At 45.9% G+C, this 25,954-nt stretch carries 14 protein-coding genes and 1 pseudogene; 7 read left to right on the forward strand and 8 right to left on the reverse strand.

Going from position 1 to position 25,954, the window contains the following annotated elements:
• From RH949_RS12755 to ppk1, 3 genes and pseudogenes are all read left to right on the forward strand, one after another.
• A pseudogene (locus RH949_RS12755) lies at positions 1-92 on the forward strand (RNA-guided endonuclease InsQ/TnpB family protein); the annotation flags it as partial.
• A gap of 485 nt (positions 93-577) precedes the next feature.
• The gene (locus tag RH949_RS12760) at positions 578-1,603 is read left to right on the forward strand and encodes an L-histidine N(alpha)-methyltransferase (RefSeq protein ID WP_446344671.1); all 1,026 of its coding nucleotides are present in this window, start codon (positions 578-580) and stop codon (positions 1,601-1,603) included.
• A gap of 235 nt (positions 1,604-1,838) precedes the next feature.
• Positions 1,839-3,986 (forward strand): polyphosphate kinase 1, encoded by a 2,148-nt coding sequence (gene ppk1, locus RH949_RS12765; protein WP_446353556.1) that lies wholly within the window; start codon positions 1,839-1,841, stop codon positions 3,984-3,986.
• A gap of 276 nt (positions 3,987-4,262) precedes the next feature.
• Here ppk1 and RH949_RS12770 read toward each other — a convergent pair whose 3' ends face one another.
• The 4 genes from RH949_RS12770 to RH949_RS12785 form a co-directional block, all read right to left on the reverse strand.
• Positions 4,263-5,567 (reverse strand): pentapeptide repeat-containing protein, encoded by a 1,305-nt coding sequence (locus RH949_RS12770; RefSeq protein WP_446353558.1) that lies wholly within the window; start codon positions 5,565-5,567, stop codon positions 4,263-4,265.
• A 221-nt stretch (positions 5,568-5,788) separates the two neighbouring features.
• Positions 5,789-6,139: a ribulose bisphosphate carboxylase small subunit gene (locus tag RH949_RS12775; RefSeq protein ID WP_006098244.1), complete on the reverse strand. Its 351-nt coding sequence runs from the start codon at positions 6,137-6,139 to the stop codon at positions 5,789-5,791.
• Between the two features lie 75 nt (positions 6,140-6,214).
• The gene (gene rcbX / locus RH949_RS12780; RefSeq protein ID WP_446345925.1) at positions 6,215-6,604 is read right to left on the reverse strand and encodes a RuBisCO chaperone RbcX; all 390 of its coding nucleotides are present in this window, start codon (positions 6,602-6,604) and stop codon (positions 6,215-6,217) included.
• Between the two features lie 85 nt (positions 6,605-6,689).
• Positions 6,690-8,120: a form I ribulose bisphosphate carboxylase large subunit gene (locus RH949_RS12785; protein WP_006098099.1), complete on the reverse strand. Its 1,431-nt coding sequence runs from the start codon at positions 8,118-8,120 to the stop codon at positions 6,690-6,692.
• 639 nt (positions 8,121-8,759) lie between these two features.
• Here RH949_RS12785 and RH949_RS12790 point away from each other — a divergent pair.
• The 3 genes from RH949_RS12790 (at position 8,760) to RH949_RS12800 (ending at position 13,801) form a co-directional block, all read left to right on the forward strand.
• The gene (locus tag RH949_RS12790) at positions 8,760-9,860 is read left to right on the forward strand and encodes a ligand-binding sensor domain-containing protein (protein ID WP_006098159.1); all 1,101 of its coding nucleotides are present in this window, start codon (positions 8,760-8,762) and stop codon (positions 9,858-9,860) included.
• Between the two features lie 184 nt (positions 9,861-10,044).
• Positions 10,045-10,824, forward strand: coding sequence for a 3-methyl-2-oxobutanoate hydroxymethyltransferase (gene panB / locus RH949_RS12795; protein WP_006098010.1), 780 nt, complete (start codon positions 10,045-10,047; stop codon positions 10,822-10,824).
• 595 nt (positions 10,825-11,419) lie between these two features.
• On the forward strand, positions 11,420-13,801 hold the full coding sequence (locus RH949_RS12800; protein ID WP_446353561.1) for a zinc metalloprotease HtpX: 2,382 nt from the start codon (positions 11,420-11,422) through the stop codon (positions 13,799-13,801).
• A gap of 469 nt (positions 13,802-14,270) precedes the next feature.
• On the opposite strand, the gene RH949_RS12805 is transcribed toward RH949_RS12800, so the two are convergent.
• The 3 genes from RH949_RS12805 to RH949_RS12815 form a co-directional block, all read right to left on the reverse strand.
• Positions 14,271-14,846 carry a CAP family protein gene (locus RH949_RS12805; protein ID WP_446353563.1) on the reverse strand — a complete coding sequence of 192 codons (576 nt, stop codon included), beginning with the start codon at positions 14,844-14,846 and terminating at the stop codon, positions 14,271-14,273.
• A 182-nt stretch (positions 14,847-15,028) separates the two neighbouring features.
• On the reverse strand, positions 15,029-16,414 hold the full coding sequence (locus RH949_RS12810) for an HlyD family secretion protein (protein WP_446353565.1): 1,386 nt from the start codon (positions 16,412-16,414) through the stop codon (positions 15,029-15,031).
• 285 nt (positions 16,415-16,699) lie between these two features.
• Entirely contained in the window at positions 16,700-18,139 is a 1,440-nt protein-coding gene (locus RH949_RS12815; RefSeq protein ID WP_446353567.1) for a M50 family metallopeptidase, read from the reverse strand.
• Between the two features lie 396 nt (positions 18,140-18,535).
• Here RH949_RS12815 and RH949_RS12820 point away from each other — a divergent pair, with 396 nt between their 5' ends.
• On the forward strand, positions 18,536-18,691 hold the full coding sequence (locus tag RH949_RS12820) for a hypothetical protein (protein WP_446353569.1): 156 nt from the start codon (positions 18,536-18,538) through the stop codon (positions 18,689-18,691).
• Between the two features lie 76 nt (positions 18,692-18,767).
• On the opposite strand, the gene RH949_RS12825 is transcribed toward RH949_RS12820, so the two are convergent.
• The gene (locus RH949_RS12825; RefSeq protein WP_446353571.1) at positions 18,768-25,712 is read right to left on the reverse strand and encodes an SBBP repeat-containing protein; all 6,945 of its coding nucleotides are present in this window, start codon (positions 25,710-25,712) and stop codon (positions 18,768-18,770) included.
• Between the last annotated feature and the right edge of the window lie 242 nt (positions 25,713-25,954).

Below are 25,954 nucleotides of genomic sequence, written 5' to 3' on the forward strand. Positions count from 1 at the left end.
ATCATAACGCAGCTATCAACATAAAAAATAGAGCGGAGGGGCATCCCGTTCTTAAAGCTCAACGTCTCCTACGCAATAGCCGGATTGGTTGAGAAGCCTACACTATACCTGTACTCAGGTTAGTGTAGGAGTATGTCACTAACCCAATCTTCGATGCCAGCTACTATTTCAAAAGAACCACAATGCCTGTATGTATCTGGTCGCAGCACTAGGGTTCGGTTAATTCGGTTGAATCCTTTACGGGTTTTTCCTTGATGACCTGGTTGTCCTCCCGGTCGCCGTTTGCGTTTGTCTTTTTCCTTGTAGTGCGAGCATCTTGCTCGCTACTAATATCCATAGGATTTACGCAAAGCCTCTATGTGTAGAGTGCGATAGGGTCGCATAACGCACCTTTTCCACCTTATGTGGTGTAGCTGCGTAAGTCCTGATCCAATCTCACTGGAATGTTAAATCGGGCGCACATCGGTAATTGGGCGCACGTCGGTAATCGGGCGCACGTCGGTGCGCCCCTACGATGAATGGTGCAAGATGTAAGGTTGATGCACTAAAGTGCTTACTACGAACCCAAAAAACATCAATGTCTAAATCTCAGCAAAATCCTATCTGTCACACCGCCCAGCCTAGTGCTGAATTTTACTCGATTTTCTCAGATGCCGAAATTTTAGATATCCTTCAAACCTTAGCCAGCCGACGCGAAATTAGCCTCAAATATTTCTACAAAGGTCAAGGCGCAAACATCTGGGATAATTTTTATCTCAACTATCTGCGTCCACGCTGGTATCGACCTGTTAATCGGGAAATTGCCCTGTTAAACGATAATTTTGAAGTGATCACCCGCAAAATACACGCTGTCAACACTGTTAATCTTATCGATGTCGGCGCTGGCAATTCCTATCCGGTCAAACAGTTTATTCGTCGGCTGCATCGCTTAGGCAAAATTACTCGATATATTGCCTTGGACATTAGCGAAGACTTACTCAAGGTATCCCAGCAAAATATAAAAAAATGGTTTCCTCACATCGAGTTTATCAGCGACAGGATTGATATAGAAAATCATTCACTATCCCAAATCTTATTAAACCATCAGGTAAACCTAAAAACTGACGATACCGCCCAAATTATTTTGCATTTAGGCGTAACTATGGGCAATCATCACAATAGAACCGCAGTCCTGCAAAATTTTAGAGACAGTATGGGATACAATGATGTCCTTGTCTTCACTAACGAAATTGGTTCTAACTGTCAATGGGATGGAACGGTGAGAGGGGGGTTAAAGTATCATGTAGATCAAGTCTATGCTTGGGTAAAAAAGGCGATGGGGATTCGAGCAGAAGACTGTGAACTGGTGCGAAAGTATGACCCGAAAACTGATAGTATTGTGGCGATGATTAAATTTCGTCAGAACTATCGGATAAATTTTAGGTTAATGGGAGAGGATGAATGTCTTGAAATTGCTGAAGGTGAAGAGATTGCGATTTGGAGACAGCATAAGTTTGAAATACCTGAACTGGTGCGAGAAATAGAACAGGCTGGACCCCAACTGATCCACTACAAGACTGACAACTATTCATCGAATATTATGGTAATTTGTGAGATTGATTAGCTGTCATGTATTTAAATTGAGTATTAGTAGTAAGCAAGATGCTCAATGTAGTGAGCAAGATGCTCACACTACGTCCTAGCGATTCATCTGGTCGGTCAATCAGAGATTCGACGGCTCGACTGAGCACTCGCCGAACGTCCGTGAGGCTTGGAGCCGATAAGCTGATAGTATTTATACTGACATCCTACCCGCGCCAGAAAAGGCGAACGGATGGTGCGCCGTTTCCCTAATAATCATGGCTAAGAAATCGAAGACAACGACCGAGGTTAGTCTGAGAGACCCTAAATACTACTTCAACCGGGAACTCAGTTGGTTGGAATTTAACGATCGCGTTTTGCATGAAGCCCTCGATTCCCGAACCCCACTGCTGGAACGCTTGAAGTTTCTGGCAATCTTTAGTTCAAACCTGGATGAATTCTTTATGGTTCGGGTGGCGGGTTTGAAGCAGCAGGTGGAAGCGGGGGTGACATCCCTAACTGCTGATGGTCGCACACCTAGCGATCAATTGGATGGGATTAATCATCGGTTACTCCCCATGGTCAAGGAACAACATGAACATTTTGAACAAATCCTGCGACCATTATTGGCAAAACAGGGGATCTACCTGCTGGAGTACATGGATTTGAACTCCGAACAGCGGACTTATTTGCAAAACTACTTTGAGGAGCAAATTTTTCCGGTTCTGACGCCGCTAGCGGTTGATCCTAGCCACCCGTTCCCCTATATTTCCAACCTGAGTCTGAATCTAGCGGTGGTGGTCAAAGATCCTGAGCAGGGCGAGGAATTTTTTGCCCGGGTGAAAGTTCCCAAAGTCTTACCTCGATTTGTCGCCCTTCCCGAACCGTTACGAGAACGGCAAAAGGGAAAACCTGCTCTTTGGATGGGCGTTCCCCTAGAACAGGTGATTGCCCATAATTTAGAGTTTCTGTTTCCAGGGATGAATATCCAAGAATATCATCCGTTTCGGATTACTCGCAATGCCGACTTAGCCGTCGAGGAAGATGAAGCAGATGACCTACTCCTGGCAATTGAAGAGGGACTGCGGAAACGACGCTTAGGGGGTTCAGCCGTCCGCATGGAAATTCATGCGACTGTACCCGAAACCTTACGGGAAACGCTGATGCGGGAGATGGGACTCCAGGACAGTGATGTCTACGAAATAGACGGTTTATTGGGACTAGGGGACTTGATGTCCTTTATGGGATTACCCTTACCGGAACTCAAAGACACACACTGGACACCCGTCATGCCCGTCGAGTTGCGATCGCTCTCTGGGGAAGACGATGGCGAGGACTTCTTTAGTATTATTCGCCAACGGGATTTATTTGTCCACCATCCTTACCATTCCTTTAGCGGTACCGTGCAGCGGTTTATTACCCAGGCGGCGGATGACCCAAACGTACTGGCGATTAAAATGACACTTTATCGCACCTCTGGCGATTCCCCAATTGTCAAGGCTTTGATTAAAGCCGCCGAAAATGGCAAACAGGTCGCCGTTTTGGTGGAATTAAAAGCCCGTTTTGATGAAGAGAATAATATTCTCTGGGCGCGTAAGTTAGAACAAGCAGGTGTGCATGTGGTGTATGGGATTATTAAGTTAAAAACCCATACCAAAATCGTACTGGTGGTGCGTCAAGACGAGAAGAGGATTCGCCGCTATGTTCACATTGGCACGGGAAACTATAACCCGAAAACCGCCAGAATTTACACGGATTTAGGACTCCTAAGCTGTCGTGAGGATTTAGGGGCAGATTTAACCGATTTATTTAATTTTCTGACGGGATACTCCCGCCAGCGCTCCTATCGCAAGTTATTAGTCGCCCCGGTAAATTTACGCGATCGCATGACGACGATGATTCAGCGGGAAATTGAGCATTGTCGCCAGGGAAACACAGGGCGCATTGTTGCCAAAATGAATTCTTTAGTCGATCCTAAGATTATCGCGACTCTCTATGAAGCCTCCCAAGCGGGCGTACAAATTGATTTAATTGTCCGGGGAATTTGCTGTTTGCGTCCTGGTGTCGTAGGCGTTAGCGATAATATTCGCGTAATTAGTATTGTTGGTCGCTTTTTAGAACATTCGCGGATTTATTACTTCTATAATCAGGGTGATGAAGAAGTTTATATTGGCAGCGCTGACTGGATGCGTCGCAACTTAGATCGACGAGTTGAGGCGATTACACCGATAGAAGATCCAGAGATTATCAAAGATTTGCAAGAAATCCTAGCCATTATGATGGCAGATAATCGCCAAGCTTGGGAATTACAACCTGATGGACGTTATGTCCAACGTCAACCGGAGGATGCGAAAGAGCAATGCGCTCAAAAGATTTTCATGGAGATGGCGAAGGACTCAGCAAAGGAGGCGGCGGGAATGGCATAGTTAGGGGTTGCTTCAGGGAGTCTGGTGGTGGGGTTAGAGAGCAGGGGAAGCAGAGGGAGCTGGGGGAGCTGGGAACAGTACAGAATGGTACTGCTATAACTCTCTTCTGTCAGACTCCGAAAAATGGGGGTCAAACCCTGATTCTTTCGTTAGGTGTCGTTGGCTGTAATGACGGAAATTCGTCAGAATTTCGGAAAGTGACAGAAGAGGGATAAGCCTAAAAGCAGCATCTTCCCCATCTTCCCCATCTTTCCCATCTTCCCCTCACCTCACCCCTTATTTCCAGTCGGCGATCGCAGGCAGTAAAATATTGCTCAGAGGATGCTCTATGTACTCTTGCAGTCTGGTAATTCCGGCGCTTTGTACCGCTTCTATCACCCTGGATTTTAGAGGACGATTACTCTCAATCTGTTTAATCGCGGCGGCGACAGCAATGACTTTTTCTAATGGTGTATTTGTCGGGCAAGTTTGGCTCAATTCCTGCAAAAGTTGCTGAATTTCTGCGGCGACTTCTGACCATTTAGGTTGGGAAAGATTCTGATCCAGTTGTTCTAAAATTCGGTGAACTTCCGATACCGCCTGTTGTAGATTCGGTGGGATAGTCGGGCTGTCACTTAGGGAAGAAGACGGGGGACTTGGGTCTGTTACCTGAGAAACGCTAGGCGTTACGGTATCATAAACGGGCGGTTGAATGTCTACTTTAATCGGCGGTGCGCCAGTCGTTGCGGTGTAATTAACAGGCGGTTGGTGGGGCTGTTGGATTTCAACTTTTACCTCGGGTGTACTAGCGGATACATTCGGGTTTGGGGTTGGAGAAGCTTGAACTGGAGCAACCTCTGGACTAACTTTGACTTGAACAGTGTTAAGATGCTGACGCCATAACTGAGTAAACTCTCCCGGAGCAAAACTTCCCTGATTGGGATGGCGTTGTCGTTGACCCGTTTGCAAGTAAATATAATCACAAATTACTTCGTCCAAGTTGGTGGCGCTGTTGATTTGCCAGTCCTGTAAACAGGTTCCCGTTAAGATAGCTTTGTTAAAGTTTGCCGATAAGACTTGGGTTTTTTCTAAATTGGCTTCACTGAGATTTGCCATCCGCAGATTCGCTTCACTTAAATTTGCCACTTGCAGATTCGCTTCACTCAAATTAGCACCACTGAGGTTAGCCATCCGCAGATTCGCTTCACTTAAATTTGCCCCACTGAGGTTAGCAATTCTCAGATTCGCTTCACTCAGGTTAACCGCCGTAAGATTAGCATCAATAAAGTTGACTAAGGTTAAATAAGCTCCGTTTAAATCCGTACCCGTCAGGTTAGCTAGATTTAGGTTAACCCCTCTCAGGTTAGCCCCCCGGAGATCGGCGCTACTGATATCTGCACCCTGGAGATCCGCATCACTGAGATTTGCCATCCTCAAGTCAGCATTCTGAAGGTTCACCCCACTCAAGTTTGCTTCATTGAGATTAGCTCTACTTAGCTGTGACTGACTCAAATCGGGTACGAGTTGTGGATTCTCTTCCCGCCACTGATTCCAGGTTTCTACGCCTTGTTTGAGCAAAGCCGCATGTTCTTCATTTGCCATTGACTGCTAACCTCTTCAGTTGCCCTTTTGTCGCAGCTTAGCTCAAGAAAACAGTAACCTACAAGAGTGGAGAGAGGCGCCATGGCGCATGAGGCATGAATTGAGGATAGCAAAATCCAACAAAACGAATTTGAGTATCGCCTTCTGTCCTCTACCTTGTAAAAAAAGAGAGGTAATCAAACCTCTCCTTCCTATCTCAGCAGATTTTAAGCCTTTGCTACTTAGTAGTAACCTCGGCTACGACCACCTTCACCGGGCTTATAGATAATAAAGCTCAAAACTTGGCACTGCTTAATGTTGTCAAAACCCACAACGCGGATATAGTTGTCGCGATAGTCAGAGCGACAAGCATCTACCTCAGCCATAACTTCTTTAGGCGAAGTGGCGTTGAACAGGGGCAGCTTCCACATTGTCCAGTAGTGCTGTGTCGGTTCAGAGGTTTCGCTAAATTCGATCGCGGGAATATAACCCTGATCCAAAATGTATTCAATTTGGCGGACAATTTGCTGATCGCTCAGAGGCGGCAAATAAGACAGAGTTTCGTAACGACGCTCTTTCGGTAAAGTTTGCATGGGTAATTTTTTGACGGTTGTGTTTGTGAACTACGGGTATGCCAGAACGTGGCAAGAGTACCGATTAATTGCTAACTAGGTGTCCGAATCAGTTTGCTGTTCGGTTGAGGCTGGGTGTTCAGAGAGACTGAGTTGTGTCATTCGCTCAAGATACTGGCGTCGATATTCCATATTCGACTGCTGAATGTTAGTGCGAACCATTTCGGGCAAGAAGTCTGCCACTTCCTCAGCTAGATGCTGTCGTACAGTCATGATCCGAAACGCCAGTTCTTGTTTTTCCACCAGAAGTGCTTGGAGATAGGCGTCTCCATCTTGAACTCCTTGGTTTGCCGAAAAAGAATGCAGCCACAGCGCCTGGGGTGGGTCAGTTTCACCCAATTGATCCAGGACAATTCGCAGTGCTTGGTATGTCATGTAATTGGTAAGCACTTTGGCTGTATCTTTGGCAACTCGTTTTAGATCCATAGTCTGATCCCAGCCCTCTAATAGCATGAAGTATTGATGATGAAGTATGAAGTTTCACACTTCATACTTCACACTTCATACTGCCTCAGACGGTATCAACCGCTTCATACTCGAACTTGATTTCCTTCCAAAGTTCGCAAGCCGCCGCTAATTCAGGACTCCATTTAGCCGCTTCGCGGATAACATCGCCACCTTCACGCATCAGGTTGCGTCCTTCATTACGGGCTTGAATGCAAGCTTCTAAGGCGACACGGTTAGCCGTTGCACCGGGAGCATTGCCCCATGGGTGACCCAGGGTACCACCACCGAATTGCAGGCAGGAATCATCGCCAAAGATTTCCACCAGTGCTGGCATGTGCCAAACGTGGATACCACCAGAAGCCACAGGCATGACACCGGGCATGGATGCCCAGTCTTGGGTGAAGTAAATACCGCGTTCGCGATCGCGTTCGATATGATCTTCCCGCATTAGGTCAACAAAGCCCATGGTGATGCCTTTTTCACCTTCGAGCTTACCAACCACAGTACCGGAGTGGAGGTGGTCACCACCGGACATCCGTAAGCACTTCGCCAGCACCCGGAAGTGAATACCGTGGATCTTCTGACGGTCAATTACCGCGTGCATTGCCCGGTGGATGTGCAAGAGTACACCATTGCTACGGCACCATTTTGCCAAGGTGGTGTTCGCGGTGAAGCCACCTGTCAGGTAATCATGCATGACGATCGGCGTACCCAGTTCTTTGGCGAACTCAGCCCGCTCCATCATTTGTTCGCAGGTGGGGGCGGTGACATTCAGGTAGTGACCTTTCACTTCACCGGTTTCGGCTTGGGCTTTTTCAATTGCCTCTTGCACAAACAGGAAGCGATCGCGCCAGCGCATGAAGGGCTGGGAGTTAATGTTTTCGTCGTCTTTGGTGAAGTCTAGACCACCGCGCAGACACTCATAAACGGCACGACCATAGTTCTTCGCCGACAAACCTAACTTGGGCTTAATCGTACAACCCAACAGAGGACGCCCATACTTATTCAACTTATCGCGCTCAACCACGATACCGTGAGGCGGTCCTTGGAACGTCTTCAGATAAGCGACGGGAATCCGCATATCTTCTAGACGCAGGGCTTTCAGGGCTTTAAACCCAAACACGTTCCCCACGATGGAGGTCAGCATGTTGGTTACAGAACCCTCTTCAAACAGATCCAAGGGGTAGGCGACGTAGCAGATATACTGATTATCTTCCCCACGAACTGGCTCAACTTCATAGCAACGACCTTTGTAGCGATCCAGGTCAGTCAACAGGTCTGTCCATACCGTTGTCCATGTCCCGGTGGAAGACTCTGCTGCTACCGCCGCACCCGCTTCTTCTGGGGGAACTCCCGGCTGCGGAGTCATGCGGAAAGCTGCCAGAATATCTGTATCTTTAGGAGTGTAATCCGGAGTATAATACGTTAATTTATAATCCTTGACCCCGGCATCATACCCAGCTTTCGACTGAGTTTTTGTTTTAGCGTAAGACATGTTTTCCTTCCTTAGGAACTACTGAATGTTGCGACAGGCTAAATCCATAAACATTATTAACGATTTTACGCCCTTAGTTAAGCCCTAAAATCGCTAAAATGACTCTGAAACTTAGCCCCGATTGGGTGCATCCCCACACCCAACCTGCTCGTGTTGGTTTTTGGTGTCTGAATTACCTATTATCCGCCATTTTGGGTCAAAAAACTTGACTGAGCCAAGACATTTTTTTATTGAGCGGATCGGTCAAGAGCTATTATCCCACATCACCAAACAAACGATTGCTTGACGTGGTTTTCTCTTCCCTTCTGGCTTTAGCTAATCCGGCAATTCATTTCACGCCAAGTTAAACAACCATAGCGTGTTGGCGAAGCAGCACGTCATGCAGCTCCTTGCCAGACCCGTTAAATTTTCAGCAACGTTGTTAATATACCAAAGAATTCAATAAGTTTAACTTCAAATATTCTTGAGAATTGTATAAGGTACTGTTATAAATCAACGAAATGTAAATTTATGTTAATTTTTATTGCAAATGAACCCATTCGGGACATATTAAGGTAAAGATTCTATAGTCCAGGCTGTACCATCACTCTTTAATATAGATATAGATCTCGAAAAACTATCCAAATCGTCTCAGACACCATGGCGTCTTTGAATGCCCCGATTCGTCTTTTCATCGGTGCGACCCTGCTCATCTCTCCTGTCGGGATGGGAACCGATCCGACCCTAGTGCTAGCCCAAGAGACCCTAGCTCAAACCGAACTAGGAACAGCCCCCGACTATCGAGGTGCGCCCCCTCCTCCTGGCGGCGAACCGTTACCTCCTGAACGCTTGCGACGAGAAGTCGAACCCCTACCCACAGATTTTCGCGTCCCCGCTTTGCAACCCGACTACACAGGTGATCTCTGGGTGGGAACCTACTCAGGATTATCCCGACTTGACCCGAACACCGGACGCCTGAAAGCCCGCGTTGATTTACCTAACTACACCATCGACGCCTTAGCCCAAGACCGAGTCGGACGAATTTGGCTGGGAACCTATGAAGGATTGTTACGAGTCGATCCTCGGAGTAACGAAGTTACGGCACAAAACTTTACATTACCCTCAAATCGGGTCTTATCCTTACAAGTTGATCGGCGCGGGTATCTCTGGGTGGGAAGCGATCGCGGTTTGGCTATGATTAGTCCTGACCAAGGATTATTAATGACCACAGTGCAAGAACTCCCTGGCGTTAGCGCCAATGCGTTGACATTAGATGAAGACGGTCAACTGTGGGTGGGTACATTAGAAGGATTAGTGCAAATCGATACCGCCAGCGCTTTTATCATTCGGCGGGTTGGTAATCTACCCGGAACCATTGTCCAATCCCTAACCACAGGACCCGATGGTAAGCTTTGGGTGGGTACTCCCAGTAGTCTGTTAGTGATTGACCCCAATAATCCCTTTGCTGAACCGCGTTCGGTGACACCCTTACGAGGACGTAGTGTAACAGCGGTGCGCTTTGCTCTAGATGGGAGTGTTTGGGTGGGTACGGAAGGTGGCTTATTAAAAATCCGAGCGGAAACGGGAGCGGTGTTGGGTGAACTGTCGAATCTTCCCTCAGACTATATTCTTTCCCTGTCCCCAGATGTAGGGAATAAATTATGGGTGGGAACAACGGAAGGACTAGCCTGGGTTAGCCTATCCACGGGTCAAGTCAGACCCCATTTAGCGTTTGTGAAGAATCCGCCAGAGACGTTTTAGTGTTTTGTCATTGGTCATTGGTCATTGGTCATTTGTCATTATATTTGGGAAGTCATCATTCATAATTTAGACGGGGCGGGTTTAGTTCCGGTAGTGGTTTGAGTTTAAAGGTTATCGGTAAAACCCGCCCCTACACAGTCACACACCATGTCATCGAGGATCGCCAAGGATCACAATTCCCCCAATGGTCAATATCCAACAACTGAAACAATGGAAACAACAAGGGCGTCCGTTGGTCGTCTTGACCGCTTGGGATTATGCGATCGCGCAATTACTAGATGCGGCGGGAGTGGATATTATTCTGGTTGGGGATTCCTTGGGAATGGTCACATTGGGGTATGAGACGACATTACCTGTGACGTTGGACGAGATGCTGCACCATGCTAAAGCCGTGCGTCGGGGTGTAAAACAAGCATTCGTGGTGTGCGATTTACCCTTTTTAAGTTATCAAGAAAGTCTCCAACAAGCGATGCACTCGGCGGGTCGGGTATTAAAAGAAACCGGGGCGCAGGCGGTGAAATTAGAAGGCGGACATCCAGCCATAGCCCAAACGGTAGCCTATTTAACGGCGGCGGGAATTCCGGTGATGGGTCATGTCGGATTGACACCGCAGTCGGTACATCTTCTGGGTTATCGTCAGCAAGGGAAAACAGAAGCAGCAGCAGAGCGGATTTTAGCCGAAGCGATCGCCCTTGAGCAAGCGGGTGTCTTCGCCCTAGTTTTAGAGCATATTCCGGCGGATTTGGCTAGGAAGATTACACAAACCTTAACCATTCCCACGATTGGTATTGGTGCTGGAGTCGATTGTGACGGACAGGTATTAGTTACCGCCGATTTACTGGGACTTTCGGAACGTCAGCCACCCTTTGCCAAAGTTTATGCGAATTTGCGGCAAATGATTACTCAGGCGGTGCAAGACTATAGTCATGATGTGAGAGAGCGACAGTTTCCAGAGGGGAAATAGTTGACTTCTCCTAAAATTTAACGGGGTTAAGGCGGTATGTTTTCATACCAAATCTGGGGAACGCTACCCCCGTTATCACTTAGTCCGCGCAGGCGGACTTGGTTTGTGTAGCAGCGATTTCAATCGCCTCCTCTTGCTTATCCTCCTTTAGAGTTTCTACAATAGGAGAATTTATTGTAGGAATAACACCCCTGTAGGGGCGACCCGCCGAATTTAATTAACACCACCCAACCTTTAATTATATCGGGTCGCCCTGCCTCGGGTATAGCCAATTATTAATTACCCGGTAAAATTCGGGTATTTTTGATTAAGATAAAACACCGTAGGGGCAAAGATACGTAACCAATTAACATAACCCAACTTTTAATTATATCGGGTCGCCCTCCGTCGGTTATCGGCTATCTGAAACCGCACACATTTAGACGGGGGCGAGTCGAGATAGGTTAATTCTCGCACCGAACATTTGTGCAGCGACTCGCCCCTACACAAAACTTTACAATGACGCGATCGCGAAAGCCCCCGCGATTAATCCGCCGGATGAAACATTCCTGGCAAGAGAGCGTATCGTTAAAGAGCAGGGTAGAATGAAACGATTATGGCTTCTGTTCCCAATCCCTCCCTCGATGCTGGTTTAGCGGCTCTCAAACAGGGCAATTACGATGTGGCGATCGCACATCTGGAAGGTGTCTGCGAATTTGAGTTAGATCAAGCCATTATCTCCCGCGCCAGTGTCGCCCTCGTCAAGGCTTATCGCCAAAGTGGTGATATCCAAAATGCGATCGCACTTTGCCAAACCCTCACCCAAGATCTCAATCCCAAGGTGCAACAATGGGCGACAACTACCTTACCGGAACTCATGGCGGAATCCCCACCCTCAGCCAATCAGACGGGTTTTACGCCAGAAGCAGACACTTCAGCGAATCCTACGGGATTTGTTCCCCTCAACTCACCCTCCTCCCCAACCAAACCGGGAACGATTAAACAGCGATTAACCGATTCAGCCAAACGCCTATTTACAGGAGATAAATCGCAACAACAGTCTCCGGGAAACCAACCCTCTGCTCAACCCTCATCCCAACTCCCAGTGGCGTTCACACCCCCTTCCGCGCCCTCTGTCTTTTCCCCCAGCCCTCGGTTTCGCAACTTAGGGCGTGCAGAAAATTGGCGTCCGTTCAAACCCCCGAAATTAACGCAATTGGGGTTAATTGGGATTGGAAGTGCGATCGCGTTTGCCTGGGTGCTGCGTTTCTGGTTAAAGTTTTTGATGGCAACCACCAATACTATCTTGGTGCAATTGCCGCTATTATCACCGATTCAATGGTTATACCGCGATCCCACTCAGGTTTTAGCTGTTTTGGCGATTGTGACGCTAATCATCTCTCCCTGGTTAATGGATTGGCTATTAAGACAGGTGTATGGATTAGAACCCCTTTCCGTCAGCCAACTCGCGGCGCGATCCTCAGAATCAGCTAAAGTGATCCAACGGTTTTGTCGTCAACGCCGTTTACCGTTACCGACGCTGGGTATTTTACCCACAGAAGCGCCGTTAGCGATAGCGTATGGGAATTTACCGCGCACCGCTCGAATTGTCGTCAGTGAAGGACTTTTATCACAACTGGCTGACGATGAAATTGCTACGATTTATGCGGCTCAGTTAGGGCATATTGTAAACAGGGACTTTATCTTAAGTTCTCTAGGCACATTAATTCTCCAGTTTCCCTATCTCCTATATCTATATGTAGCTCAAGGGGGAGAACAGTTAGCAGAATGGATTCGGCGCAAATACCCAGCCACCCAACGAGTGTTACCGCCTCTGTGTTTAGGAATTACCAGTATTATTTCTAGCCTAGGTTACGCCACCTACTGGCTACTGCGTCTCCCCCTGTTGTGGTTTTCCCGGATTAGAATTTACTATAGCGATCGCGTGGCGATAGAAACCACTGGAAATCCCAATGGGTTAACCCGGGCGTTATTGAAAATTGGCTTAGGGATGAGTGATGCAATCCACAAAGCCGGACAAACCCGCCCCTTATGGGACAGCTTTGATTTAGTATTACCTGTAGGATACCGACAAGGATTACTCCTAAGCAGTTGTTCGCCCCATGTTCCCTTTGAACGGATTTTACAGTGGGAATGCACCAACCCTTACCGCCACTGGTTAATTATTACAGCCGCTCATCCTTTATTAGGCGATCGCTTGCATTTATGCGCCCGTTATGCTCTTCATTGGCGACTGGGTACAGAATTGGATTTACCCATACCACCACCACCCATACGGGATAATAAAACACGCTGGTTGAAACTGATTGATAGTTATAAAGCCTTTCCCTTATTCCAAAGTGTCATATTAACCGGATTCGTTGTTGGTATTGTGTTACAAGTGGGGTTCTGGTTACTCGGTATTCTTAGTGATTGGCTATCTCGCTGGTGGATAACTGGATTCTGGCGGCTAATTTGGTTACACAACGCCGGGTCATTTCTCGATGCTTGTATTCTGATTGCCTTTAGTTTAAGTATTATTCTCTGGATTAATCGTTACTTTCCCGATATCAAACCTGCGGCGATTCGTCACCAACCTAGCTTAGAACAAATGCTAGCTGATCCGAATGCGTTACCCTCTACCCATCAACCTGTGGAATTTACAGGTAAACTTTTAGGGCGACGGGGATTGCAGAATTGGTTAGGCGTGGATTTAATTATCGAAACCGATAGCGGGTTAGTTAAACTGCATTACTTTTCAATTTTAGGTTCTCTGGGTAACTTACTCCCCCTGGGTACTCGCCCCAGTGATTTAGTCGGTGAATCGGTGACAGTAATGGGTTGGTTTCGGCGGGGGGTGACGCCGTGGATTGATGTGGAGACATTGAGTACATCAGACGGGAAAGTCAGTCGCGCCGATTATCCCTTATGGTTAGTTATTCTGGCTGTAGTCGCCGCGATATGGGCATCCTATTTAATTTGGACGTTACCTGCATAGATGTTTGTCACCCCCTTTTACCACGGCGATTAAAATCGGAAGTAGGGGCGGGTTTAACTACTAACGTTTGTTGTCACCCTGATGTAACTAAACCCGCCCTTTTGGTAGGGGTGAGCCTTTGTAAACCTCATTTACCACGGCGATTAAAATCGCTGCTACACAAACAAAGTCCGCCTACGCGGACTGGGTTATAACAGGGGTGGCTAACCTTGATTTGGTGTAACATTTTTTGTCACATTAATGTCACTAAATCCACCCTTTTGTAGGGGCGGGTTTAACTCCTAAAATTTGTTGTTATCCTGATGTCACTAAATCCACCCTTTTGTAGAGGCTGGTTTAACTCCTAAAATTTGTTGTTATCCTGATGTCACTAAACCCGCCCCGACTAAGTGCCATGCCTTCTTTACGAAGTGAAGGGTGAAAACTTACCTCCCTTCATGACACCACATACCGTGACAAGTCACAATAATTACGGTGCCATAACATTATCGGGAAACTGTCCCATCACATTACCTGCAGGCGCATATTGGCAAACCACATAGAAGGCATTATACTGATTCCCTTGAATCGTTTCAACCCCCCGTGCTTCACCACATCCTAATTGGGTGCTATTCTTCCAAACCACCTGGGTAAAATGCCCTGTTTCTGAAGAAAACCCAGGATTGGCATAGTCATAATCTGAAACCTCGTTGTACCAACTTGTAACCGCTTGGTTCGCCAGGTTAGCGGCGTCTACAGACGATGCTGTCGTGTAGGACACATATATGTTTTCTCCCACACCCGACGAGTTACTGTGTTCAAACACGCCATTCGTTGCCAGATAATCTGCCCAATTTTGAGCGCTGTCATTCAGGGAATCACTCAGAGTCATATCTGGACTATTATGGGTGTTCCGATAGGTATTGTGCTGAGACAAAGCTGTGCTGCGAAATGTACTTAGGTTTATCCCTGTCTGCCCATTAACTGGGTTACTGCTGATTATCCCCAAGGGAATCATTGTTGCCAAGCCGAGATAAACAATCCTCAAGAATTGCTTCCGATTCATATAGACTACTCCCGTCTGCGTATGGAAAAAAGTTATATATCAAAGCTAACTGAACAATTGGCTTATAATGTGTTTATTTACAAAAATTAATGTTGCCGCGTGAGAGTTTCATTTCTTTGAGGTTATATAACAATTAAAGTGGCGGCGAGATGGGCATCCTGTTTAATTTACTTGGGATATTTTCAGATAAAAATTGGACGCATAACTTTGAGGACTTCATGCTTAAGTTTAGCAAATAGGGTCATCGGTCGAGTTTCGATGGCGACATAGCCTGTCATTCCCGGTTTCATCGGATTTGTCTCATCATTGGTAATTGAAAGTCGTACTGTCCAGATGGGTTTGATTTGGTTTTCATCAGATTTCAGGGCTGAGGAAATATTTTCCACCGCCGTGGTATAGGGTTGCAGTTCTCCTTGTTTGTAGAACTTGACTTGATCGCCTTGGAGGATAAACTTTTCATCTTCTTGGCGAATCTTGGCAATTACTGTCAAGTCTGATAAATCCACAATTTCCATGATTTTTTGACCCGCAGGATGCCAGGTATTTTCCAGCAAGTCTAAGTCTTCGGTGGTAATGGTTCCGGTTGTATCGGCGACTAAAATTAGTTGGTCTCGCCGGGAGAGTTGACGCTGAACTTCTGCGGCTAATTCCTGGATTTGTCGTTGACGATCCTTAACCACAAGTTGGGCGGCGTTAAGATTTTCTTCAACGGATATTCTGGCGGCGGTGGCGGCGTTTAATTCCGCTTGGGCGCGGGTGAGTTTATCGTTAAGTTCCTTGACAATGGATTGAATTTGGGCTTGTTTTCTGCTGATTAAACTGGTGAGTTCAGCGAGTTCCCCTTGGCGGCTATAGGTATCATCTAGGAGTTCATCAACCCGAATCGCTGGAATCACAGAACTTCCCGCTTCTTGGTTCACGGATTTGATGGTTTTCAGACGCTGCTGGCGAATTTTGAGACTGGCAGAAAGTTGTTCTTTTTTCTGGTAAAGTCCTTCAATATCCCGTTCTAATGCTTGAATTTGGGGGGGAGAATTGCCTTGGTGGATGCTAGCCAGTTCGTGTTGGATTCTATTTGCCGCTTGACGGACATTGTCTTCTAAGACTAGCATTTCAGCCTGGTTTGCTTGTAAATCTTCAACTAATCGTAAGGCGTCTTGTAGGGCGGATTGGGCTTTTCCCAGTTCAGTTTGGGCATTAGCGATCGCGCTTTCGATCTCTTGGCTTTCTAATTGTACGAGTTTATCACCTTTGCGGACAGGTTGATTGGGTTTGACATAGATTTGTTTAATCACACCAGCCACTTTTAAGGTAACATCTTGGCGGGCGTTGGAGGTAGAGGTGATATCGGCTTCTCCGCGTACAGAATGGGGGAATTCGGGGATAAAGGTAACGTATCCGACACCTGCGATAATTGCGGTAATTAGGAGCCATTTTTTCAGGTTGACAGAGGGGCGTTTTTCCGGTTTTGGCAAAGCGGGTGAATCTGATGCTGGTTGTACTGGGGGTTTAGGTTGTGGGGGGACAACTTTGAGTTGATTTTGGCGGGAATTAATGGAAGGGTTCATGATGAAATAATCCTCAATTTAATTTTTTTTTGTCGTGGCGGGTGTCATTATTATCATTTCTTACCTTACCCAGAGGTAACAATAATTTTGTTTTCCTGTAGGGGCGGGTTTCACAATTACAGCAGTTTGCTCTGCTATGCGGTACATTGTCGATCCCCCTAAATCCCCCTTAAAAAGGGGGACTTTGATTTACTGTACTTTATTACAGCGCAAAAAGCTGTATCCTTTCGTCTCTCACCCTGATGGAACTAAACCCGCCCCGAATCAACGCCGCATAAATACCAATCATTGATCGCGGGGGAAATAGAAATAAATCGCCCAGAGAACCAACAAACTCATCGCTAGAGTCGGAATATTGGCAAAACTCCAGCCGATGACTCGATAGAGAATAAATCCGAAAACGAATTGCAGATAGATAAAACTAAATGGGGCATAAGCTGCCAGAATCCAGGCGTCGCGGGGACGTTCTTGAATCGGTTTTCGTCGCAGTAAATTGCCGTAAAATTTAAAAGAACGACTGCGTAAATTGTTAATCCCAGTTAAGGCAACGGCGAGATAATAGCCGTCAAATTTAGCCAAAGGATTGAGGTTAAGGGCAACGGTAAATAATGCCGCCCCCATTAATAGATAACTGGTGGTAAATAGCCAACTTCCGGATACAGAACCATTCCATAACCAAAGCGCGATCGCGGCAATAATCAGTTGACAGAGAACCCCAGCCGCGACAACCAGAACTCGTTGATAGTGTTTAACTAGACAATAGGCATCACTGGTATTTGTATACGCCGCAGGCATGAGGAACATGAAAAATACTCCCATTTCTGAGACTTGCAGATTCAGGTGAGGGACTTGATTGGCATAATGTTTTAGAGTGAAGGCATGACCGAGTTCATGGAGGGAAACAACCAGTAAGGCGAGGAGGATAAAAGGCAGAAATAAGTTGCTACCTTGTGTGGTGATTAGTTTTTGTCCAATCGCTAAAATTTCCTGGCGTTGGTGCAGTCCAATAATTAGGGAAACGGTTAAAAATAGACCTAATGTGAGAGCAAAATGCTTTGTCCAAATCCAGGACAGGTTCTCAACATGACGGCTTAACCAAGGATCAGGATTAAATAGGGGAATGCGGAAATATAAGAGTTGTAGGGGTGTGAATTTACCTCGGCGGGGTTTCGGGGGTTTGGTTCCTTCTAGCATGGCGGTGGCGGCGAGTTGTTGGAGGAGGATTCGCAGTTGATTGGGGGGAATGTTATAGGTTTGGCAGATAGCATTGGGGGGGAGGTGTTCGAGTTCATTAATGACGGTTTTGGTTTGATTGTTGAGTTGGAGAAAGGTTCTATCTTCGGGGTTACGAAGTATCCAATAGTTGTCGGTGTGTTGAATCCATTGCAGGCTGGATTTGAGATGGGGTGAATTGGGATTTTGGTGTAAGGATGGGGTAGGGTTGGGCTGATTTAGGTGGGAGGGTTCGAGGGCGAGAATGTTGAGGGTGATTAATTTTTGCAGGAGTTGTGTGACGAAATTGGGGGGGAGGGTTTCGCTGAGTTTCTGTTGGATTTGGTTGACGGTATAGTGTCCAGTGAAATAGCGCAGGGCTTGGGCTTCAGTGGGAGAGAATTGATGGTGATGGTGGTTGTCTGGGGTGTGGAGGATGAATTGGCTGGAGTCTCGTTGTTGGCTGAGTTTCCAGTAAGTTGTTATGTCGGGACAAATCCAGTTGTTATCCATAGTTTGTTGGTTCCGGATATTTGTGTGATAAGGTTTCAACAAAACCCGCCCTGACTCAAAATGGAGGTGTGTTTTAGGCGATCGCTGTTTTGATCAGGAATTAGTGCAAACCGGGAGGGGGAGGGCGATCGCACGCTGGGGATAGAGGAGGTGCGATCGCGTGGGAATCCAGGTATTTGTAGGGGCGGGTTTAGCCGCTTAATTTTGATGTTTGTGATAAGGTTTCAACAAAACCCGCCCTAGCTCAAAATGGAGGTGTGTTTTAGGCGATCGCTCTTTTGATCAGGGATTGGCGCTAACCGGGAGGGAGAGGGCGATCGCACGCTGGGAATAGAGGGGATGCGATCGCGTGGGAGCCTAGGTAGTTGTAGGGGCGGGTTTAGCCGCTTAATTTTGATGTTATTGATAACGTTTCAACAAAACCCGCCCTGGCTGAAAATGGGGGTGTGTGTTTTAGGCGATCGCTCTTTTGATCAGGGATTGGCGCTAACCGGGAGGGAGAGGGCGATCGCACCTGGGAGACTATCACCTTGGATTCTCGATTCCTTGTAACATGGTGTATCTGGGGAAAGGACAAGACTCGATCACAATCCTCACCATTCCAAAACACGATTTCTACTCTCAACGCTTAAGGCATATAAACATACTCGTAAGGATTCAGGTAACCTAACTTCTCAGATGATATTGTTGGGTGATAACCAAAGCCCATTGGAGTTGTAGTATTATACTTTTCTTGTATTCCATCTTCCATAAGAGAAAAATGCAGATGAGTTGTCGTACTATAACCACCGTTACTAGAACCTTGGTTTGAAGGAAACTCGATATATGGCGTGTTTGATTTTGGATTTCCAATGATGTAAGCACTAGCCACCCAGGTATCAGTATCCTTAATCCGGAACCATTTATTATCCCATTGATTAGTAATGCCATCACGGTGAGACGTGCTGCGTGTCCAAGCATCAAAAATCAGCGGAGTTCCTGGTGATAAATAGCCAACTTGTTGATTGTGAACACCCGGTTTACTGCGAACATTAATACCCGTCTTCATTACTGTACCAGAAAAGTCTGAACCGATAACTGGCTGAGGTGTTGGGTTAGGTGGGTTATTGGAATTATTGTTACTGATAACATCAACATAATCAGCAGCGACATAGCCGTGTTTACCGTTTGCCTCAACTTCATACCAACTGTGCCAATTTGGATCAGAACTGGAAACCTGGCGGATAATTTTAAACGTAGTTCCTTGATAAAGTAGGTCAAGAGTCGTTGTCCCAATTGTGGAGGGTTCGTTGCGGAGTCTTAGGGGTAAACTGCCTACTTGGGAATTAACTCGACCTGTTTGGAATGAATTGGATGGCTGAGAAGGTTTACCACTGCCAGTCTGATAGACTTGCGCTGATTGACCATTCCAGAAAATATAACCGTGATCAAAGTTTTGCTTGAACGTTCCATTTCCACTATCAAACACCTCACTTGTTGGATTACCCAGTTCGCGGCGATTCTTATAGGCGTTGTAAAAATCTCCACTAACCATGAAATTACCAACGATTTCCCCCCAGGCTAAATCCATATAGGCATCACCACCTGCCTCATAGAGATGGAAATGGAGGTCATATTTGCCACTATTCGGCACTTCAAAATCGATTACCTTGTATGAATCATAAGCCTGTTGCCAGTGATATTTTGACGTGATATCAACCCACTTATTTGGATCGCTATCTGGCAACCAGTGATGTTTGGCAAGAAGTTGAAAACCATCATCTGCTTTTACAAGTATCCGATATCGTTTGCCTTTTTCAAAATCAGCATGAGTATAGCTACGCAGGGCAAATAAATCGTGAGGAAGACGAGAGTCACCTTGAGGGAAGCGATCGCCTAAATTTAGATGTATACCATTCTGTCCATCGCTACGTTGATTGGAGCCAAGGCTAACGACACCAATGAAATTATCCTGATTTTCATAGAAGTTTACAGGTGGCTCGTTACCCTGTCCTTTATCCCACCAAAAGAATGAGGAATTCCACTCTGAACCATTAGAAGCTGGTTCCTCGAAAGAATTAAATGACTCAATATCAAATTTGAGAGCAGCCGCTCCTCCTTTTTCATAATATTCAACTGTAACTGGATATTGCCCACCGTTGGAGTGGAAATAGCCAGTGCGAAGATTATCAAACCCCTGATCTTGCCATTTCTCAATTACCAGTTGATTACCAATCCGAACTCGAACACCATCATCGGCGTTGACTTTTATTTGATATTTACCTTCGGGGAAATAACGCTGAGTTGTTATTCGTGCTGAGAAGTTATCTGAGGGAGTATTGGTAGGAGAACCAAGTCCCCACTGATGTTCAAAATTCTGGCTACCATCTCCAAAGTCTTCAACATGAACCGGATTTCCAGCTAAATCGCGGTTGTTAAAATATTCAGCCTTCCAGTGGTTAGAAGGAACTTGAGCAGATACAGAACTTGTTGGTGCGGGCAAACCATGTAAGAACAAGTTGTAGTTTGCCTTAGTTCCATTTGCCTGATAGACATGGAAATAGTAAGTTCCTTTATCGAGTATTTCGTTGAGGTTTCCTACACCATTTTTAGTAGAAGACTTGGCGATTATATTCCCATTACTGTCGAGTAACTCGAAATTGGCTTTTTCATCAGTTCCGAGAGGAAAGAGTACCGATCGGAACCGTTTGCGATCGCTAAGATTGAATCGGTAGTAATCACTGGGATCATCGTTACCAACAGAGTTAGAAATCCTTTCCTCGGTTCCTAAAGTACCAAGATTACGCGCAGTGCTTAAGGTGTCGCCTAAACCATCACCAGGGGGTGGGATATAAACTACTGGACTTGATAAATTCAGAGTATAATCCGTGCTAACGTAGGTACGGTCTGCATTTTTACGAGTTGTGTAAATTTGGATATAGTAGGTTCCTGCGGTTAGAGTACGACTAATTGACTCCGTTTGATTTTCAGAATTGCCTGACTTGTCGATAACATTACCCTGACTATCGATTAGCTGCACGTTAGCATTGGCAATCATGTTAGTGACAGAAAGGTCGAATTGACCTGTTTTGGGCATTTCAAACCGATATAAATTGCTAGAATCAGCACCACCGACTGAGCCTTGTACGCTGCGATTACCACTGAGAATGCCCAAGTTATTTGCACCCATCAGTGCGCCACTAGATATCTTGAGTGGCATAACAACCCAACCCACGTCGGAGTTGGCAGATAGTTTCATTTTGTAATGAGTATTATTACCTGCTGAACTTGGAGCAACTCCAATGTAGTAAACTCCAGCAGGTAAATCATTAGTTTGAAGTTCAGCCGTATCACTGTTACCATTTGTTAGGCTATCAACTAACCGGGTTGTACCATTACTTTTTAGCTGAAGCAACTGTAGAGTTACGTCAGCATCCAATTCTTCTAGCTGAATATTGATATCGCTATTTTTTTCTAAATAGAATCTGTAGTAGTCTTGGGTATCAGTATCACCAACGAACTCCCGAACATTTCGGATACGGCTACTGGTTAACGTATGAAAATTATCAGCTTCATTCAATGTATTTCCGGCTCCATCGATCATCAAGTTGCTAAAAATTGGAGTGCTTTCAGACCGTCTGTTATCAGAAGCAATGACCTTAAGCTGATAGTTGCCGGGGTCTAAAGCCCCTTCTCGGCGTTCATAGATGAATGTTGCTAAGTTAGGATCGCTGCTAGATTGAGTAAACTGATTGGTGCTACCAAGCCTATCCCAATCTTCATCACCTTGTTTTACCCAAAAGCTAACTGAACGAAGGTCTTGAGTGCCATTACTATCATAAACTTTACCCTCAATACGAATTTTGTCATTGAGGTTGTCCTTACTCTTGCTTGTACTAACTTGAAAAACCTGGGGATGATCATTTTTTGGCACTACCCTAAAGTATAGAGAGTGCGTATTAGTCTGAGCGCCAGATTTATCAACAGGAGTTCCATACAATCGATAAAAACCAGGTTCTAAATCATTTAATTCATAATTGAAAATGCCCCAATTTTCCTCTCCTACTTTAGGTGTAAATGTAGTAGCATCAGGAATGTCTTGCCATTGTTCTTGATCCTTCTGAAGCCAGAAATCAATTTTAGAGATGTCACTGATTCCATTTGCATCATAAACTTTGGTGTCTTTAAGCTGAATAGGTTCGCCCAATTCATTAGTGTATTGGGTAGGTTTAAAACTTAATCCCGTAGGTGCTTGATTAATCGGGGTTTGAGAGAGTGAAGGTAATAAAGTAGGATATTGTAGATTTCCAGACGTATCTTGAACAAATTTAGCCATCCAAGCATCCTCCAGTCCTGCATTAGTTGTGCCTAAAGCACCATAGGTATACCCCACAGCAAAAACATTACCCAAGCTATTGACTGTGACATCTCCCAAACCATCAGAAGCAGGAGTACCTAACTGATATTTCCACTGCTGAACACCTTTGTTGTTATACTTGGCTATCCAAGCATCCGACTTTCCGGCATTCGTTGCAGCCAATGACCCTTCAGTCTTTCCCGCAATATAAATATTGCCAAAGTTATCCAATGCTAAGTCACTGTAAGAAGTGTCCTTACCAGCCGTTCCAAACTGTTGCTTCCACTGTAAAGTACCTTGACTGTTGTACTTGGCTATCCACGTATCGTAATTTCCAGCATTTGTTCCAGCCAATGAACCTTTAGTTACTCCGGAAATATAAACATTACCTAAGCTATCTACTGCAACGTCAGAGGTTGAATCTATTTCAGTTGTACCAATCTGGTGTTTCCACTGTAAAGTACCATGATTATTGTATTTAGCTATCCAGGCATCTCGCTTGCCCACATTGCTTTGTGCTAAAGAACCCGAAGTTCCTCCCCCGATATAGGTATTTCCATGTTTATCTACGGCGACACTACTACAAGTATCTTTACCTGAATTTCCTAATTCTTTTTTCCACTGTAGATTGCCTTGATTATCATATTTAGCTACCCAGGCATCAAACTCTCCTGAGTTGTTTCCTGGGAAAGAACCCTTAGTTTCTCCACAGATATAAACGTTGCCCGTATCATCTAAAGCAATGTCTCTCGGATAATCTTCATTTTCTGCTTCTAAAAATTGCTGCCATTCTAGAGTACCTTGTTCATTATACTTAGTAATCCAAGCTTTTCTCTTCCCGGTACTAATTCCTGCCCGATACTCTTCACTAACTCCGGTGATATAGATGTTGCCAGATTCATCAATCTCTACATTTGTAGCACCATCGTAACTAGGTGTTCCAAATTGTTGCTTCCACTGTAAGGTTCCTTGGTCATTATATTTAGCAATCCAGACATCATAATTTCCGGCATTAGTTTCTGCCAACGAACCTCTGGTACTTCCCACCATATAGATATTGCCAGAGCTATCAACTACTACACTAGAAGCGGTATCTTGTGCGCCAGTCCCCAACTGTCGAATCCACGGCTGCGTTTCATCAGCCGCCCGTTCTGTTGCTGTAACCGTTCCTTTCCCACTCCATCTTTCTGGAATCAATAATTCCTTGGGTTGATAGTCTTCCGGTGTCGTGATTTTCGCCAACTCCACCGCCCTGACCAAATTCAGCAATCCAGCGCCCGTTTCCATATCCCATCCCGGCGTCTGTAAATCCGTTGCGGTGGACTTCACAACCTCAATCACTTGACGATAACTTAATTGAGGATTCGCCGCCCAAACCTGAGACACCGCCCCCGTCACCTGCGCTGATGCTACAGAAGTCCCCGCCATTGTCCCCAACCCGTCATCTGTAGTAGACAAGACCGGATACTCACTCGTACCCCCAGGCGCTAAAATGTCTAATCCATACCCATAACTCGAATACGCCGCCCGGTCTAACCCATCTGCTGCACCTACGGTAATAATATTGTCAAACTCCTGAGACGCTTGACCCAATACCGACATTACATCCCCATCATTCCCGGCGGCGGCGACAATTAACACCCCATTCTGACGGGCATATTCAATCGCTGCCCGTTCTTCGGGTGTAAACTCATAACGGGTAGTTACACTACCATCGGAGTTCACTTGGGTTAAATCCAAACTCAGATTCACAACCGCATTCGGTTGACTTGATTCCTTGGCGGTATCGACAAACTCAACTAACGAATCTGCCCATTCTCCAGAACCAACCGCACGTCCTACCCATAAGGGCGCATCATCATTAATCCCATCGATGCCGATATCATTATCCTGTTGTGCCGCAATAATTCCTAAAACATGAGTCCCATGCTCATTCCCCTCTCCAGATACCAATAACGGGTTAGAATCATTATCGACGCGATCGCTCCCTAACGTAATCTGAGAATAATCGATATCGGGATTATCATCACTAAACCCTGTATCAATTACCCCAATTAGCGGTTGGTCTTCCTCTGGAAACTCATAGCTTACCACGGGTTCAACGGGGTCAGTCTCGCCTGGGTTCGTATCGCCAGAATCAATATCGCCAGAATCGGTATCTCCCGTGTCAGTATCAGCTACATTTTCAATCGCATAATCAATCAACGCTTGACCCAAATCCGTCTCCCGCCAATCCTTTCCAGACTCAATCACCTCATCTATTAAAGCCGCTTCACCCGTCGCCCCGCGCACCTGGAAAATAACATCGTTATAATCCCCATCCGACTGGGTATCCACCCGCAAATCTTCCATCACAAAGGTACTTCCATCCCCCGTGACATCGGCAATTTGCCCGACATGAAACGCATCATCTGGATTCGCTGTCGCCATAGAAAATAGGGGACGCGCCGCCCCTCCCACATCGGGATTATCAAACACCCGTTGCACTGTATTATTGGGAACTAGCATAAAACCAAACTCATCCCCTGAACGCATTTGGACTATCTTAACTCCCAAATACTCCCCAGAATTTCGGTCACTTTCTCCTAATTCACCAACGAACCGCGCCCCTTCTGTTTGGTCACTAATTACAACATGACCTAACTCCGAATCACTCAACGCACGAGACGCCGCTTCCTGAATAAATTCTTCTGAACCGGGTTCAAATTCATCCATGCCATCTAAGCTAAAAATAGCCAGTTCACCTTCATATCCCCCGCCATCAAAAAGGAAATCAACACTAACCTCCCCAGTTTGTCCAACCGTAAATACACCGGATTCAAAGGTCACACTGGAACTATCTAACCCAGTTAATAGCGATTCATTTAATGGCGTTTCGTCTGTCAGCGCCTCATCAGTGGCTTCACTTTCCACCACGTCATCCAATGAGGTAACAAAGGGAATCTCTTCTAAGGTTTCCTCTCCTTCAACCGAGGTGACAAAGGCAATCTCGTCTAAATCATTATCTGAAATAGTGTCAAACCCTTCCTCAATCTCCGGAATATCAATATCAGCAATTTGGTCAGCCGAGATATCGATATCCACGATATCTATGGGATTATCCGTGCCATCCAATACACCACTAGGCGTTAAAATCGGTTCTAAAATAAAGGCTTGTGGTAACTCCTGACGCTTCTTTTTCGACGCAAAGCCTTGAGCAGCAGGACGTTTCTTTGAGGAAAAATTAAACCAAGACATAGATGACCCTTTTGTGGAATAGTGCAGGTAAAATTACCGATTCAGCCAAGGGGCAAAATCTATCAGATGCGATGAGTGGCTAAGGGGTTAAACCGATTCAAATTGACAGGCTAGTTCGACTTTAGCCAAGCCCACAATTATGACGATGAATTAAGGAAACACTGGATAAGCACACTGAAACCTAAACGCTGCTGCCCGTCAATGTAAACAAGTCGTCCAGCAAATCGGGTTACTGAATAAAG

It is taken from the genome of Coleofasciculus sp. A1-SPW-01 (assembly GCF_040217205.1).
GTDB classification, from domain to species: domain Bacteria; phylum Cyanobacteriota; class Cyanobacteriia; order Cyanobacteriales; family Coleofasciculaceae; genus Coleofasciculus; species Coleofasciculus chthonoplastes_A.

What these genes read in the sequence shown, in the direction of transcription:
- panB (WP_006098010.1), top strand. Translation starts at nt 10,045, where the DNA reads ATGGTCAATATCCAACAACTGAAACAATGGAAACAACAAGGGCGTCCG.
- RH949_RS12820 (WP_446353569.1), top strand. Translation starts at nt 18,536, where the DNA reads ATGTTATTGATAACGTTTCAACAAAACCCGCCCTGGCTGAAAATGGGG.
- ppk1 (WP_446353556.1), top strand. Translation starts at nt 1,839, where the DNA reads ATGGCTAAGAAATCGAAGACAACGACCGAGGTTAGTCTGAGAGACCCT.
- RH949_RS12800 (WP_446353561.1), top strand. Translation starts at nt 11,420, where the DNA reads ATGGCTTCTGTTCCCAATCCCTCCCTCGATGCTGGTTTAGCGGCTCTC.
- RH949_RS12805 (WP_446353563.1), bottom strand. Translation starts at nt 14,846, where the DNA reads ATGAATCGGAAGCAATTCTTGAGGATTGTTTATCTCGGCTTGGCAACA.
- RH949_RS12785 (WP_006098099.1), bottom strand. Translation starts at nt 8,120, where the DNA reads ATGTCTTACGCTAAAACAAAAACTCAGTCGAAAGCTGGGTATGATGCC.
- RH949_RS12815 (WP_446353567.1), bottom strand. Translation starts at nt 18,139, where the DNA reads ATGGATAACAACTGGATTTGTCCCGACATAACAACTTACTGGAAACTC.
- RH949_RS12775 (WP_006098244.1), bottom strand. Translation starts at nt 6,139, where the DNA reads ATGCAAACTTTACCGAAAGAGCGTCGTTACGAAACTCTGTCTTATTTG.
- RH949_RS12770 (WP_446353558.1), bottom strand. Translation starts at nt 5,567, where the DNA reads ATGGCAAATGAAGAACATGCGGCTTTGCTCAAACAAGGCGTAGAAACC.
- RH949_RS12790 (WP_006098159.1), top strand. Translation starts at nt 8,760, where the DNA reads ATGGCGTCTTTGAATGCCCCGATTCGTCTTTTCATCGGTGCGACCCTG.
- RH949_RS12760 (WP_446344671.1), top strand. Translation starts at nt 578, where the DNA reads ATGTCTAAATCTCAGCAAAATCCTATCTGTCACACCGCCCAGCCTAGT.
- RH949_RS12810 (WP_446353565.1), bottom strand. Translation starts at nt 16,414, where the DNA reads ATGAACCCTTCCATTAATTCCCGCCAAAATCAACTCAAAGTTGTCCCC.
- rcbX (WP_446345925.1), bottom strand. Translation starts at nt 6,604, where the DNA reads ATGGATCTAAAACGAGTTGCCAAAGATACAGCCAAAGTGCTTACCAAT.
- RH949_RS12825 (WP_446353571.1), bottom strand. Translation starts at nt 25,712, where the DNA reads ATGTCTTGGTTTAATTTTTCCTCAAAGAAACGTCCTGCTGCTCAAGGC.